We start from the raw sequence: 12983 nt of genomic DNA on the forward strand, positions 1-12983 counted from the left end.
CCGACTTACTCGGTTGGCCTGTCTTCTCCGTGCAGGTTGTGGCTTACCTGACCGTGATGCAATTTGGCAGCCAAAGCTGATGAACTATCGTCGGCATAGGTACCATAAGCATTTACCAGCACGCCTTTTAAGTTATATTTGGATGATGACACAGCATATACAATCGACATATCCGATGGATTGCTTGCACCTTCAAAGCGGTAAAACTCATCAATCTCAAAATCGTCAGCAGTCATATGGATATCTTTTTCTTTATCATCTATGGTATCGCCGTCAAGACTAAGATTAGCCGTATATCCCCTCTTCAGGAGGTCATTAGTGGCATCCACTAAGGTTTCGTAATTTTTCATGGTGATGTTTTTGTAGGTAAACAAAAAATGATCTGGTTAACCACCTTTTATTATAACAACTTCAAAAGCAACCAACTTGTTTGAAGTACAGAAATAAAAAAGTCCCGTTGCCACCGGCAACAGGACTTAAACTAACAAATGCACTTCCCCTTTGAGGAAAGTCTTTATATACTTATTGGGCTTTAGCCAACCACAATGAAGCATTTAAATGAAATGCCGAATGCGAAGTGTATCCTGACGGAGCATCGCCCGACCAGCCGTTAAATAAGCTGTCGCCGGTATCGCCGGTGCCGTCATCAGCATCTGAACTGTCACCGATCCAAACCACACGACCACTGCCATAGGTTGCCAATAATGCCATAGCATTAGCTGTGCCGCCGTTAGTAGCACTGTTACGCCAGAATAATCCCTGTACGCTTGAGTTATTGGTTGGATATAAGGTTGCCGTTGAACCATCATAGAAAGCCATTTTTGATGCTGCACCGGCTGCACCGTTCAATACTTTTTGAGCATCGGCATTGGAGCCGGTGTAAACGTTGGTAGACGGGCTTTCGCTTATATCAACATAATTGATGTTAAAGCCGAATGGGTTGTTATTGTTGATACCGTTATTGGTCATCAGATCATTCCAAACCCTTGGCGAATCATAGCCATTACCGTCACGGTCTGACGGATTGTAGCCATTAGCATCGGTACCGGCGGTTGTTGCCGCAGTATGATCAGCTATCATGAATAAACCACCGCCGTTAGCTACAAAGTTCATCAAGGCAGTTTTTTCGGCAGCAGTAAATAAACGGTTAGGCTCGCAAACAACAAATACATCGTAGTTGCTCAAATCCTGGGCACCGCCACCACCATAGGTAATTGCAGTTCCTACCGGAAGTGATTCAACCAGTTCGCCACGTTTTACCAGTTCCACAGCCCATGCTGAAAGAGCACCTTTCCAATAAGTTTCAGAAGTAGACGAAGTAATGCCTGTGTATGATGGCGTAGGGATACGCTGAGCTTTGGTTTCGGTAGTAGTGCCGCCAGTGTAAATAGCAACCTGTTCGGTACCATCGGCGTCTATCTGCCAATCGGCGCTGCCTGCATTTTCAAGGTGGCTTGCATCAAACAGAAATTTTTTGCCTGTAAGCACAGTACCACCACCGCCCGTACCGCCACCTGCGTTATCATTAATGGTGATATCATCAATATTGATACGGTTGCTGCCGCCGGTAAGCTTACGGATCTCTAAACGTACATTACCGGTTTGGGTAACTGTAAATGTTGAAACTGTTAATGTTGCTGTAGTAATAATTGCTGAACCCGACTGAGCCCATGATGAACCACCATTAACCGAATAAAACAATCCCCAGGTGCTTGGGCTGTCCCCGTTGTAAGTTGCACTTTTAATAGTAACTGTGCTGATGCCTGTGGTAACATCAAAAAGCATAGTGATTTTACCGGTATTGCGCACACGGGCGCTCCATGAACCTGCTCTTTGATCGGCAGCGAGGTTGCCGATCAGGGCATCATACAAATTCCAGGAACTGCCTGATAAAGTAACGTTGTCACCACTTGATGAGCCGGTTGGCGATACATCATAAGCAGTTTTAGGACTGGTTGAGCCAACTTCAAAACCCTGTGTTAAGGATACAGCTAATGTTTTGATTGTTTTGTTGGTAATGGTTTGATTAGCATCTTTTAATGCAGGTATCTGGCCATTTTTCTGACAGCTTGCCAACATGCCTGTTGTAGCAGCGGCCAACACCCACATACGTAGATTAGTAAATTTTAGCATAATGATTTTTTAGGTTTTAATGTATAAGTTAATAATATTAAATTATACGGTAAAAGTGCACGAAGGTTAATTCGTAATCATTTCTATTTCATTAACTTATTTGTTAAGCAAACCTGTTAAAACTTATATCCCGTTTTTTACATTCCGGGCTGAGTGTTCCAATTTAAGAGGGGAACATTGTGGACATTGCATAATTTTGTCACCTTTGATTATCAATCAATTAAGCGTTTCAAAAAATGAAAATATTGAAAAACACTGACTGTCAGTCCTTTAAATTTTATCATTCTTTAAAATGGAACACCTTGTAAGGCAGGCCACGAGCAAAAGGCTGTATCATAAACCAAATTGACCATACTTGGTGTTTTGTTACCAACGAATTGAAATTTAGCCGATAATATTTATACAAAAAGGGGGGTTAACATATTTTATGTATAAAAAACGATCAATTAATTGATTATTAACTACATAAATAAATGTTAACCCCGAATTGTGTTAACCCTGTTAACCCCCTTTTGTTAGTAAAGTCAATCCAACCAAAACTATATATTGCTTAAGTTTGAATACGACAAAAAAAAGAGGCTGATTTTACAGCCTCTTTTCATTATTAAAAATCATTCAAGTTTATTTGGCAAAATAGGCCCCTATTCTTTTGGCAAAAGTTACAGTAAGTAGCCCAGTGAATATTTTTGCGCCTGCAGCTATTACACTGTTTTGCTCATTGACATTAGCAAGCGTATACAGGTGATATAAAAAGTCGGGGATGGTACTAACCAATAAGAGCCCGCCTATTATTACCAGCGATATTTCATAAATGACCTTTCGCTCGGCAAAAAGCTTTGCGTTTTCCTGGTAATCACTTTCATTAGTGACCCAGCGGGTAATTCTTTTTGTGCCGGAGATAAGTAACACGGCCAATATGATCAGGAAAATAAAGTTCAACCCGTTTACGATTAAAAGGCTCCCCTGGTCGGCAGCTTGCTGCTCAACAGGTGAACTTGCATGATTACCAATAAAAGTGATGAGACCGGGAAGTTTAGAAATATCGGCCACCAGCAGGTATATACCCAGTATTTTAATGGCGACCTCATAGATGTCGGATTTTTTCATTCGTTTTAATTAGGGATTAATCGGTTTACGGCTTACAATATAAACAATAGTACCCCAAGTAAAAGATAAATGATTATCCAGGTAATAAATTATTCCAGGTAATAGTGCCTTATCCTGTTCAGGCCCTCGTCAAGCTCATAAACCCAGGGAGTTGCCGTAGGAATTTCCAGCGCTGTAACCTCCTCATCGTTTAAATTATCAATATATTTTATAAGCGAACGAAGGCTGTTGCCATGCGCCACCACAATAACTTTTTGGTTGCGGCGCAAGGCAGCAACAATGCTTTCATTCCAAAATGGCAATACCCTGTCCATGGTTTCGCTCAGGTTTTCAGTTAAGGGGAGTTCTCGCTCGGTTAAGTCTTTGTACCTGAGGTCGTGACCTGGATAACGGGCATCTTCTTTGGTTATAGCTGGCGGATGCTCATTTGGGTCGCGCCGCCATTTTAACACCTGCTCTTCTCCGTATTTGGCTATGGTTTCATCTTTGTTCAAACCTTGTAGGGCCCCATAAAAGCGTTCGTTCAACCGCCATGATTTTTCAACGGGGATCCATAGGTGATCGAGCTCTTCCAAAACATAATGGAGGGTTTTGATGGATCTTTTCAGGTATGATGTGAAACCGATATCGAAGTTATAGCCATTTTTATCAAGGATCTTGCCGGCATGATGGGCCTGTTCGTAACCTTTTTCCGACAAGTCGACATCTTCCCATCCGGTAAAGCGGTTTTGCTGGTTAAAAACACTTTCACCGTGACGTATTAATACTAATTTTTGCATAGGTATTTACTTAACGTAAAAGTAAGTTAAGGGTTGTGAAAAACTTGCTTAATATTTATAATTCAGTTAGCTTGCGGTACAAACCAAATAAACTAAAACCTATTATGATCCCTACTACACCCGTACCGGTGAAGGATGGCATTGCCAATCCGGCGCCGCTTGGCCTATGTGCTTTCGGAATGACCACCGTTTTATTAAACATTCACAACGCCGGCTTTTTTGAAATGAATACCATGATATTAGCCATGGGCATATTTTACGGCGGATTAGCACAAGTAATAGCCGGTATCATTGAAGCTAAAAAGAACAACACTTTCGGGCTAACAGCATTTACCTCCTACGGATTTTTCTGGCTTTCATTAGTTGGCTTATTGGTAATGCCTAAGCTTGGCTGGGGTACTGCCCCGTCTGAGGGTGCCATGATCGCTTACCTAAGCATCTGGGGTGTATTTACTTTCCTGTTGTTTTTTGGAACTTTAAGGCTCAACCGCGCTTTGCAATTTGTTTTTGCATCATTAACCGTATTATTTTTCCTGTTAGTGGCTGGCGACGCTACCGGTAACGCTGGCATAAAACACCTGGCCGGTTACGAAGGTATTATTTGCGGCGCATCGGCCATTTATACAGGCATTGCCAATGTATTGAATGAGGTTTATGGAAAAACTGTTTTGCCGATTGGACCGGTGAAGGTTTAATTTATTTCAGCTAAATTGCGCGGGTGAAAGATTTTAAAAAATATTACAGCATACCGGCCACTCCCGAAGAGATTTATATGGCCTTAACCAATCCCGTTACTATTGAACTTTGGACAGGTGAGGTTGCCGAAATGTCGACCGAGCCAGGCACCGAATTTTCAATGTGGGATGGTAGCATCGTAGGCAAAAACATCGAATTTGAGCCTAACAAAAAAGTTGTACAGCAATGGTATTTTGAAGGACAAAGCGATAATTCTATCGTAACCATCAAACTGCACGATGATAAACATGGCACCTCGGCAGAGTTAAGGCACACCAACATTCCCGATGATGATTATAACGACATTGTTGACGGATGGAATGACAGCTATTTTGGTGGCCTGATCGATTTTTTTGAAGGCGCTTAATATACCCTCTCACCCAATAAAAACTAAATACTTTATACCCATGAAACAAGGCCTTTTAATTGATATGGATGGGGTAATTTACAGCGGCGAAGAATTGATATACGGCGCTGATAAATTTATCAAACATCTTATTGATAGTGATATTCCGTTTACCTTTATGACCAACAATAGCCAGCGTACCAGTCTTGAGGTTGTGCGCAAGCTTAAACGTTTGGGAATAACTGTTGAAACAAAACATGTTTATACCAGTGCCATGGCTACCGGCAAATTTCTGGGCGACCAAAGTCCTAACGGTACCGCTTTTGTGTTGGGCGAAGGCGGTTTGCTGACCAGTTTACACGAAAACGGTATCACACTTGTTGACTCCGACCCCGAGTTTGTTGTTTTAGGCGAAGGCCGCAATTTCACTTTAGAGATGGTACAGCGTGCAGTTGATATGATCCTGGCGGGTGCTAAATTTATTACCACTAACAGGGACCCCTCTCCTAAAAAACCAGGCTGGAACAATTTAGGGATAGCGGCAACAACAGCCATGATTGAGGAAGCTACCGGTCGTAAAGCATTTGTAACCGGTAAGCCAAGCCCGGTTATGATGCGCTCGGCAAGGAAATTCCTGGGCCTCGAAACTGCGGAAACAACCGTAATTGGCGATACGATGGAAACCGATATCCAGGGTGGTGTACAAATGGGCTATAAAACAATCCTCGTATTGTCAGGTATTGCCAGTAAAGACCAATTGAGCCATTATGCATTTAAGCCGGATATGATAGTAAGTTCGGTTGACAAAGTAGTTTTCCCGCTTAAGTGGTGGTCATAAGATATAATCTGTAAATCTATTCAAAAGCGGACGGCCAGTAAGATGGCCGTCCGCTTTTGTGCTTAAACGCTTTTGTTTAAAATAAAAAACGTTGAAACTATATAGTTATTTGCAGGTAAGGCCCTTAAATGATCACCCTGGTCAATACCTCCACCAGTTCATCAATTTCAAAAGGTTTGCCCACATAGGCGTCTGCTTCTCCAAGGGCGGCCATTTGTTTGATAGCAGGGTTAGCCGAGATCAGTACAACAGGAATATCCCTGGTAACGGGTTTCGATTTAAATAAAATACAGATTATATGACCGCTTATAGCCGGCAGGTTCTCATCAAGTAAAAAACAATCAGGCCGCAAAGCAACCATCTCTTCCAATGTAGTAAAAGCTTTGAAGCCGGAAACCCGGAAACCGGCATGCTCAAGCAGTAACGCAGTAGATTCAAGGATATCAGGTTCGTCTTCTATTAATACAATGTGTTTGCTCATAAATTACCCTTTTCTACGAAAATGCTATCATAGTAGTTGTGTGGCTGCGAAAGTATGATAAATCTGCAACCAAATCTTTCACGCTTGCGTGTAACTTAAAACACACATTACACTTTACGCTATTATGAATAACTGCAAACAATACCTATACCCTGAATACAGTTGGCTATTTATACTTATCTCCTAAATTTCATTTTCGTTCTTCAGAGAAACTGGAGGCTTTCCTTTCGCTTAAATAGGATTGCTATATTTGCTGCATGGATACACCACTCCAACTCTCCACTTTTGAATCTGAGTTTCGCGTACGCCCTGATGATATAGATATGTTTCAACACGTACATAACAGCAAATATTTTGATTATGTACTGGCTGCCCGCTACGATCAGATGGAGCGCTGCTACGGCATGGCCATGGAAAAGTTTATGGAACGTGGTTTCGGCTGGGTGGTGCGCACTGCTCATGTTGACTATAAGCGTGCCCTAACCATGGGCGATTACTTCACTGTGAAAACCGGCATCGAAAGTATAGATGACAAAGGCTGCCGTGTAAAGTTTACCATTACTAATAAAGCCACCAAAAAGATCTGCTGCGATGGCTGGTTTGATTATGTTATGATTGATATGGCTACCGGCCGTGGTGCAAAGATCCCGCAGGATGTAATTGATCAGTACCTCATTTGATGATAGGTATTAGCTTCGCGGATGGAACTGGCTTATCGTGCTTTTTAAATATTCTCTGTCCAAATGGGTATAAATTTCCGTTGTGGTGATACTTTCGTGTCCCAGCATCTCCTGTACAGCCCGCAAATCAGCCCCACCCTCAACCAAATGCGTAGCAAAGGAATGGCGAAATGTATGCGGACTTATTCTTTTCTTTAACCCGATGGTTTCCGCTAAGCCCTTGATGGTTAAAAAAATGATCTGCCGGCTTAACCTTGTACCCCGGCGGTTCAGAAAAACATAATCTTCCTCCCCTTTTTTAATAGAATTATGTACCCGGACATTTTCTATCCAGATCCGGATCGCTTTTATAGCTTCACTGCCAATGGGTACCAATCGTTCCTTGTTGCCCTTGCCGGTTACTTTTATAAACTCAATATCAAGGTACAAGTTGGAGAGCTTCAGTTCGGTAAGCTCGGATACACGTAGGCCAGATCCGTACAGGGTTTCCAGGATGGCTTTATTGCGCACGCCTTCGGGCTTTGAAAGATCTAATGCAGCTATGATTTTATTGATCTCTTCATAACTCAGCGTATCCGGCAGCTTACGCCTGATCTTTGGCGATTCGAGCAGCTCTGATGGATCGGATTTAATGATATCTTCCATCAGTAGGTATTTATAAAAAGCTTTGATACCCGAAAGGATCCTGGCCTGCGATGAAGGGATCATGCCCAACTCATTTATCCAGTTAATGAAGCCGCGTAAATCAGTTAAAGTAATTAATTCAGGTTTCAGTTTAACTACCTGTAAGTCTGAAAATTGATATAACTTTTCTATATCCCTGCTATAAGCCTCGATGGAGTTATCGGACAGCGACTTCTCTAATTTTAAATATGCCTGGAAACCTTTTATTGCCGAACGCCAATCCAATTGATTTTAGTTTTGATGATTTATAGCTAAGTTTGAACTAATGAAGATACAAATTATAAACGGCCCAAATTTGAACCTATTAGGCGTTCGCGAAAAATCAATTTATGGCGATGCAAGCTTTGAAACCTATCTTGAAACCTTACGTCAACGCTTTGCAAACATCACCATTGATTATTACCAAAGCAACATTGAGGGCGAAATTATAAATAAACTACATGAAGTTGGCTTTAGTTACGATGGTATTGTGATTAATGCCGGCGCTTACACCCACACTTCCCTTGCTATTGCTGATGCCATTGCTGCTATCAATACGCCGGTTATTGAAGTGCATATCTCCAACGTACACAAACGCGAGGAGTTCAGGCATAAATCAATGATCGCGGCTAATTGCCGTGGGGTAATTGCTGGTTTTGGAATGGATAGTTACCGTTTGGCCATTGAAAATCTCGCGGTTAAATAATATTAAAATATTTTATCGTTTTGATAAAACGCTTTTGACGTAAAAGTGTTTAACCATTGCTTTTAGCTTATTTTTTCAGATGCCTAAAATACTCAGAGTTGCCGCACTAAGTTTGCTTTTTGTTACGCTGTTATTCAGTGTTGATACATTTGGCCAAACCAAAAAGAAAAAAACTCACTCGGTAAGGGATTCGTTGCGGGCCTCTATCCTATCACGCGATTCGATGATGCGGTCGCTTAAACGTTCGGATACATCGGTAAATAACCTGCTGCAAAAGGTTGAATATTATACATCTGCTTTTAACCAGATCAAAAGCAATCTTTCAAAAAAATTAGATACTGCCGATATCAGTACACGCCTGCCGTCGTTTGAAAAGCGGGTTACGCTCATTAAATCGCTTATTGATAATGATAAATCAAGCACGTTAAGGTACCTGTATACTATCAGGGATGTGCTTACCCGTAGTGATGACCAGCTTGACCTGTGGCAGGAGCAACTTGCCGATATCAACAGCAAGCTTGTTCAAAATCAAAATGATCTTGACGCCATATCACGCGATAGCGTTTTAAAGATCCTGCCTGCCGATAGCTCGCTGGCCACAACCTATCTTATTCAGAAAATAGCTATCGACAGCAAATACCACCGGCTTGATACCACCAATAAAAAAGTGATGGTAAAGGTGGGACTTCTGCAAAACCGAACTTCGGCTGTATATATTACTATACTCGACCTTAAAGACCAGATTGATACCAAGATCAGGGATTTCAGCATCCGGGCGATGTCGCAGGAGTATAGCAACATCTGGAGCATGACTGCCGATGAGGGCAATGATTTTGGTCCGGCTACAAAAGCTACTGCCGATATGAACGCCAAGCTTTTCAGCTTCTTTATTGGCCGGGATATCCTGATCCACCTTGGAGGTTTAGTGGTGCTATTCGCCTTTTTTGCATGGATACGCGCCAGTCGCAGAAGGATTTTACGAGACAATGATACGCCCGAGAGTGTATTTAACCAGGCTAATTATGTTGTAAACCATCCGTTCATATCGTCACTAATTTTAACGTTTACGCTGCTGCCTAACTTTTATGATCACCCACCGGTAGTAGTTTTGGAAATGTTTTTACTGGTGCTAATGATAGCCCTGCTTTACCTGGTAAAAAAGGCATGTCCAGCAACCATGTTCCGCTACATGCTGCAGTTGTTTGGTATTACCATTATTTATAGCCTGAGCAACCTCTATATCCAGGTTACTAATATCGACAGGGTGGCGATACTGGTATTGGGACTTGCTGCCTCGGTAATAAGTTTCAGGTTTTTATCAAAAGTACGTAAGGCTAAGGATGATTACCTGCCTTACACCGGTTTTATACTTAAGGTTTTTATCTTTCTGCAAGGCTCCTCTTTTTTATGCAATGTTTTCGGCAGGGTGAGTTTGGCTAAGATCATTGGAGTTAGTGTGGTGTATAACCTTTGGCTTGCCCTTGCTTTGTATTACATTGTGCATATCATTATGGAAGCTTTGTTCCTCCAGCTGGAAGCTGGTAAAAAGAGCAACAACCTTACTTCTTTCATTGACTACAAACTGCTTCAAAACAAATTCAGAAGCGTATTGAGTATCCTGGCGGCCCTGTTGTGGCTGGTGATGCTTACCCAAAACCTGAATATTGAGGATACCGTATTTGATTACCTGGGTGATTTCCTGACCAAAAATCGTAGCATAGGCGGTACTAACACCCAGTTCACATTTCAAAGTGTGATCATATTTGTAGCGGTAATCTGGCTGTCGTCTATCGCGTCAAAAATTATCAGCTACCTTTACGATATTGCGGCCAAGCATGCCAATGATATTGATGTTGCCAAGAAAAAGAACCGCACCTCTACCCTGCTGATCCGCATTGGTGTGATAGCTTTGGGTTTCTTTTTAGCAGTTGCGGCCTCGGGCGTACCAATTGATAAGATAACCATCATTATCAGTGCCTTTGGTATAGGTATCGGTTTCGGTTTACAGAACATCGTAAATAACCTGGTCTCTGGTTTGATACTTGCCTTTGAAAAACCTATCCAGGTTGGGGACATCATCGAAGTTGATAGTCGTTCGGGTACTATTATGGATATCGGGATCCGCGCCAGTAAAATAGCCACAGCTGATGGTGCCGAAGTGATCATCCCCAACGGCGACCTGATCTCGCACCATGTAATTAACTGGACATTAAGCAATAATAACCGCCGCGTCGAGCTGATTATCGGGGTAGCTTATGGCTCCAATATTGAACAGGTTAAAGCATTGTTATTAAATATGCTAAACAATCATGATGATATTATGCCTCAACCCGCTCCATCAGTATTTCTGCACAACCTGAGCGAGAGTTCGGTTGATTTCAGGTTATTCTTTTGGGCTGCGGATATTTCAACATGGCTTTCTCTTAAAAGCAGGGTATTGGCAGATATTTATGATGCTTTTGCTAAAGAAGGTATAGACATACCGTTCCGTCAGCAGGATGTACGGGTAATATGGCCCAAAGGCTTGCCACCCATTAAAATAGAAGCGCCAGGCCTAAACGAAGCCGAAGAAACGGAAGAGGATCAAGACGATACTAAAACTCCGAAGGATCAAGATCTGTAAAATGGATCTTCTTTTTCACGAAGAAGTCCCAAACAATACTGCCTCTGTATATGCCTTTTTTGTTTTGTGCTGCGCCACCTTTCGCCTTTCGCCTTTCGCCTTTTACCTTTTTAAACAAGCTTAATACAAAGCTTTGGTGCGCCCTGCTTACAGCCCAGGCATCTTTGCGCTTGCCCTCCATTAAAAACCGGAGTAAGGCAAGCAGGTCCATCATAAAACGGACACAGATCACCCAAAAGGCCCGCCCGAAAGGAAGGTTCTTTTTTATAAGCAGCAGGTTGTTCCTAAAGTTTAAATAGGTCTTGAACGGGTTTTCGGAATTAAGGGTACCTCCGCCAACATGGAAAATGGTTGATTGCGCGCAATACATTACTTTATAGCCCATGTTTTTTAAACGCCAACAAAGGTCGATCTCTTCCATGTGGGCAAAAAAGCTTTCGTCAAAACCACCTGCTTCATCCCAGATACTTTTTTTGATGAACAATGAAGCGCCAGATGCCCAAAACACCTCACCCGATTGCTCATATTGACCATTGTCCTTTTCCAGTTCGTAAAAGATCCTGCCCCGGCAAAACGGGTAACCGTGCTTATCAATAAAGCCCCCGGCAGCACCGGCATGTTCAAAATAATCTTTTTGTGCGTATGATCTTATCTTGGGCGCTGCGGCAGCAATTAAACTATCGCTTTCCATTAGTTCAATAACAGGCTCGATCCACGCAGGTGTAACCTCAACATCCGAATTAAGCAGGATGTAATAATCAGCATCTACCTGGGCCAGCACCCGGTTATAACCGCCTGTAAAGCCATAGTTTTTATCGTTTTGGATGATCCTTACCGATGGGTAGTTCACGCGCATGAATGCCACTGAATCATCGGATGAGGCATTATCGCCCATAACAATTTCCAGGTTGGGATATGTTGATGATAGTACCGAAGGAAGAAATTGTTTAAGGTATTTTACGCCGTTCCAGTTTAAAATAACTACAGCAACTTTAGGTGTATGGGTCATCTATGTAAATCCTCCGGCTTAAACTTCCATCTCCGGTGCGACCATAACCAATACTGCGGTTCTCTTCTGATCATCCCCTCAAGGTACTTCACGTGCATATCTGTTATTTCGTGTTCGGCAGTTTCTTTTGGTGTTTCGGTAAGCGGTATCAGGGTATATTCATAATACCCGCGCTTTACCCTTTTCATGTCGTAAAAAACAACAGCAGCGTCAATTGTTTTGGCAATTTTTTCAATCCCCAAAAATACGGCTGTTGGTTGGTTTAAAAAATCCGCGAAATAGTTTACCTCATGCATTACAGGGGTTTGGTCGCCTACCAGTACGCTTACGGTAAGCTCCTTACGGTACTCCACCATTTTGCGCAGCGTTTGCTTCATGGCTACAGGCTGCCCGCCAAACCGCGACCGTATTTTAATAAAAAAATCGTCGAATGTTTTATTTGACAAGTTTTTGTAAACTATCATGAACCTTTTATCGGTAACAAAATTAAAATTCAGGGCTGCCATTTCCCAGTTACAATAATGGCCCGCAACTGCAATAATACTCTTACCTTTAGCAAAGTATTCAAAAACGAGCTCGGAGTTGGTAGCCACTACCCGTTTTCTGATCTGCTTTTCTGATACTGTGATCATTTTAATGGTTTCCACCATCAAGTCGGACAGATAGCGGTAGTATTTGCGTTCGATATCATGGCGCTCCTGATCTGTTTTTTCGGGAAAGGCATTGCGCAGGTTTTGCTGAACTACATCGCGGCGGTAATGAACGATGTAGTATATAATAATGAAAGCGATATCGGATAAAATGTATAAAAACCAAAAGGGAAGTAACGATATAAGGTATAAAATTAATATACCTAACTTAGTAAAACCCTTTTTTATCATTA

General features: G+C 42.1%; 14 protein-coding genes. 6 read left to right on the plus strand and 8 right to left on the minus strand.

What is annotated here, in order from left to right; all coding sequences use genetic code 11:
* Positions 1-5: 5 nt before the first annotated feature.
* The 4 genes from AC1DUD_RS28560 to gpmA form a co-directional block, all read right to left on the minus strand.
* On the minus strand, positions 6-350 hold the full coding sequence (locus AC1DUD_RS28560; RefSeq protein ID WP_243487780.1) for a phosphoribosylpyrophosphate synthetase: 345 nt from the start codon (positions 348-350) through the stop codon (positions 6-8).
* A gap of 172 nt (positions 351-522) precedes the next feature.
* A complete protein-coding gene (locus AC1DUD_RS28565; RefSeq protein WP_477380895.1) occupies positions 523-2133 on the minus strand; it encodes a hypothetical protein in 1611 nt (536 codons plus the stop codon).
* Between the two features lie 621 nt (positions 2134-2754).
* Complete coding sequence (locus AC1DUD_RS28570; RefSeq protein WP_477380897.1) at positions 2755-3240, minus strand: hypothetical protein; 486 nt, start codon at positions 3238-3240, stop codon at positions 2755-2757.
* 89 nt (positions 3241-3329) lie between these two features.
* The gene (gpmA, locus tag AC1DUD_RS28575) at positions 3330-4019 is read right to left on the minus strand and encodes a 2,3-diphosphoglycerate-dependent phosphoglycerate mutase (protein WP_477380899.1); all 690 of its coding nucleotides are present in this window, start codon (positions 4017-4019) and stop codon (positions 3330-3332) included.
* 104 nt (positions 4020-4123) lie between these two features.
* Between gpmA and AC1DUD_RS28580 the strand changes: the two genes are divergently transcribed.
* From AC1DUD_RS28580 to AC1DUD_RS28590, 3 genes are read left to right on the plus strand one after another with little or no spacing between them, the layout of a single operon-like run.
* The gene (locus tag AC1DUD_RS28580) at positions 4124-4714 is read left to right on the plus strand and encodes an acetate uptake transporter (RefSeq protein WP_477380901.1); all 591 of its coding nucleotides are present in this window, start codon (positions 4124-4126) and stop codon (positions 4712-4714) included.
* A 23-nt stretch (positions 4715-4737) separates the two neighbouring features.
* Positions 4738-5121 carry an SRPBCC domain-containing protein gene (locus tag AC1DUD_RS28585; protein ID WP_477380903.1) on the plus strand — a complete coding sequence of 128 codons (384 nt, stop codon included), beginning with the start codon at positions 4738-4740 and terminating at the stop codon, positions 5119-5121.
* 40 nt (positions 5122-5161) lie between these two features.
* A complete protein-coding gene (locus AC1DUD_RS28590) occupies positions 5162-5938 on the plus strand; it encodes an HAD-IIA family hydrolase (RefSeq protein ID WP_477380905.1) in 777 nt (258 codons plus the stop codon).
* 124 nt (positions 5939-6062) lie between these two features.
* Here the strand turns inward: AC1DUD_RS28590 and AC1DUD_RS28595 are convergent, their stop codons facing one another.
* Positions 6063-6419, minus strand: coding sequence for a response regulator (locus AC1DUD_RS28595; RefSeq protein ID WP_477380908.1), 357 nt, complete (start codon positions 6417-6419; stop codon positions 6063-6065).
* 257 nt (positions 6420-6676) lie between these two features.
* Here AC1DUD_RS28595 and AC1DUD_RS28600 point away from each other — a divergent pair, with 257 nt between their 5' ends.
* Positions 6677-7099: an acyl-CoA thioesterase gene (locus AC1DUD_RS28600; RefSeq protein WP_477380910.1), complete on the plus strand. Its 423-nt coding sequence runs from the start codon at positions 6677-6679 to the stop codon at positions 7097-7099.
* Between the two features lie 9 nt (positions 7100-7108).
* Here AC1DUD_RS28600 and xerD read toward each other — a convergent pair whose 3' ends face one another.
* The gene (gene xerD / locus AC1DUD_RS28605; protein ID WP_477380912.1) at positions 7109-8008 is read right to left on the minus strand and encodes a site-specific tyrosine recombinase XerD; all 900 of its coding nucleotides are present in this window, start codon (positions 8006-8008) and stop codon (positions 7109-7111) included.
* A 40-nt stretch (positions 8009-8048) separates the two neighbouring features.
* Between xerD and aroQ the strand changes: the two genes are divergently transcribed.
* Together aroQ and AC1DUD_RS28615 are read left to right on the plus strand one after the other, a co-directional pair.
* Positions 8049-8468 carry a type II 3-dehydroquinate dehydratase gene (gene aroQ, locus AC1DUD_RS28610; protein ID WP_477380914.1) on the plus strand — a complete coding sequence of 140 codons (420 nt, stop codon included), beginning with the start codon at positions 8049-8051 and terminating at the stop codon, positions 8466-8468.
* A 79-nt stretch (positions 8469-8547) separates the two neighbouring features.
* Positions 8548-11091 (plus strand): mechanosensitive ion channel family protein, encoded by a 2544-nt coding sequence (locus tag AC1DUD_RS28615; RefSeq protein WP_477380916.1) that lies wholly within the window; start codon positions 8548-8550, stop codon positions 11089-11091.
* On the opposite strand, the gene AC1DUD_RS28620 is transcribed toward AC1DUD_RS28615, so the two are convergent.
* Both AC1DUD_RS28620 and AC1DUD_RS28625 read right to left on the minus strand, forming a co-directional pair.
* Entirely contained in the window at positions 11063-12100 is a 1038-nt protein-coding gene (locus AC1DUD_RS28620) for a glycosyltransferase family 2 protein (protein WP_477380918.1), read from the minus strand. The genes AC1DUD_RS28615 and AC1DUD_RS28620 overlap by 29 nt on opposite strands.
* A complete protein-coding gene (locus AC1DUD_RS28625; RefSeq protein ID WP_477380921.1) occupies positions 12097-12981 on the minus strand; it encodes a lysophospholipid acyltransferase family protein in 885 nt (294 codons plus the stop codon). Before AC1DUD_RS28625 ends, AC1DUD_RS28620 begins: the two co-directional genes overlap by 4 nt.
* Positions 12982-12983: the final 2 nt, after the last annotated feature.

The organism is Mucilaginibacter sp. P4_A11, from assembly GCF_056402535.1.

Excerpts from the sequence above, each read along its gene's own strand:
- AC1DUD_RS28560 (WP_243487780.1), bottom strand. The coding sequence starts at position 350 with ATGAAAAATTACGAAACCTTAGTGGATGCCACTAATGACCTCCTGAAG.
- AC1DUD_RS28565 (WP_477380895.1), bottom strand. The coding sequence starts at position 2,133 with ATGCTAAAATTTACTAATCTACGTATGTGGGTGTTGGCCGCTGCTACA.
- AC1DUD_RS28570 (WP_477380897.1), bottom strand. The coding sequence starts at position 3,240 with ATGAAAAAATCCGACATCTATGAGGTCGCCATTAAAATACTGGGTATA.
- gpmA (WP_477380899.1), bottom strand. The coding sequence starts at position 4,019 with ATGCAAAAATTAGTATTAATACGTCACGGTGAAAGTGTTTTTAACCAG.
- AC1DUD_RS28580 (WP_477380901.1), top strand. The coding sequence starts at position 4,124 with ATGATCCCTACTACACCCGTACCGGTGAAGGATGGCATTGCCAATCCG.
- AC1DUD_RS28590 (WP_477380905.1), top strand. The coding sequence starts at position 5,162 with ATGAAACAAGGCCTTTTAATTGATATGGATGGGGTAATTTACAGCGGC.
- AC1DUD_RS28595 (WP_477380908.1), bottom strand. The coding sequence starts at position 6,419 with ATGAGCAAACACATTGTATTAATAGAAGACGAACCTGATATCCTTGAA.
- AC1DUD_RS28600 (WP_477380910.1), top strand. The coding sequence starts at position 6,677 with ATGGATACACCACTCCAACTCTCCACTTTTGAATCTGAGTTTCGCGTA.
- aroQ (WP_477380914.1), top strand. The coding sequence starts at position 8,049 with ATGAAGATACAAATTATAAACGGCCCAAATTTGAACCTATTAGGCGTT.
- AC1DUD_RS28615 (WP_477380916.1), top strand. The coding sequence starts at position 8,548 with ATGCCTAAAATACTCAGAGTTGCCGCACTAAGTTTGCTTTTTGTTACG.
- AC1DUD_RS28620 (WP_477380918.1), bottom strand. The coding sequence starts at position 12,100 with ATGACCCATACACCTAAAGTTGCTGTAGTTATTTTAAACTGGAACGGC.
- AC1DUD_RS28625 (WP_477380921.1), bottom strand. The coding sequence starts at position 12,981 with ATGATAAAAAAGGGTTTTACTAAGTTAGGTATATTAATTTTATACCTT.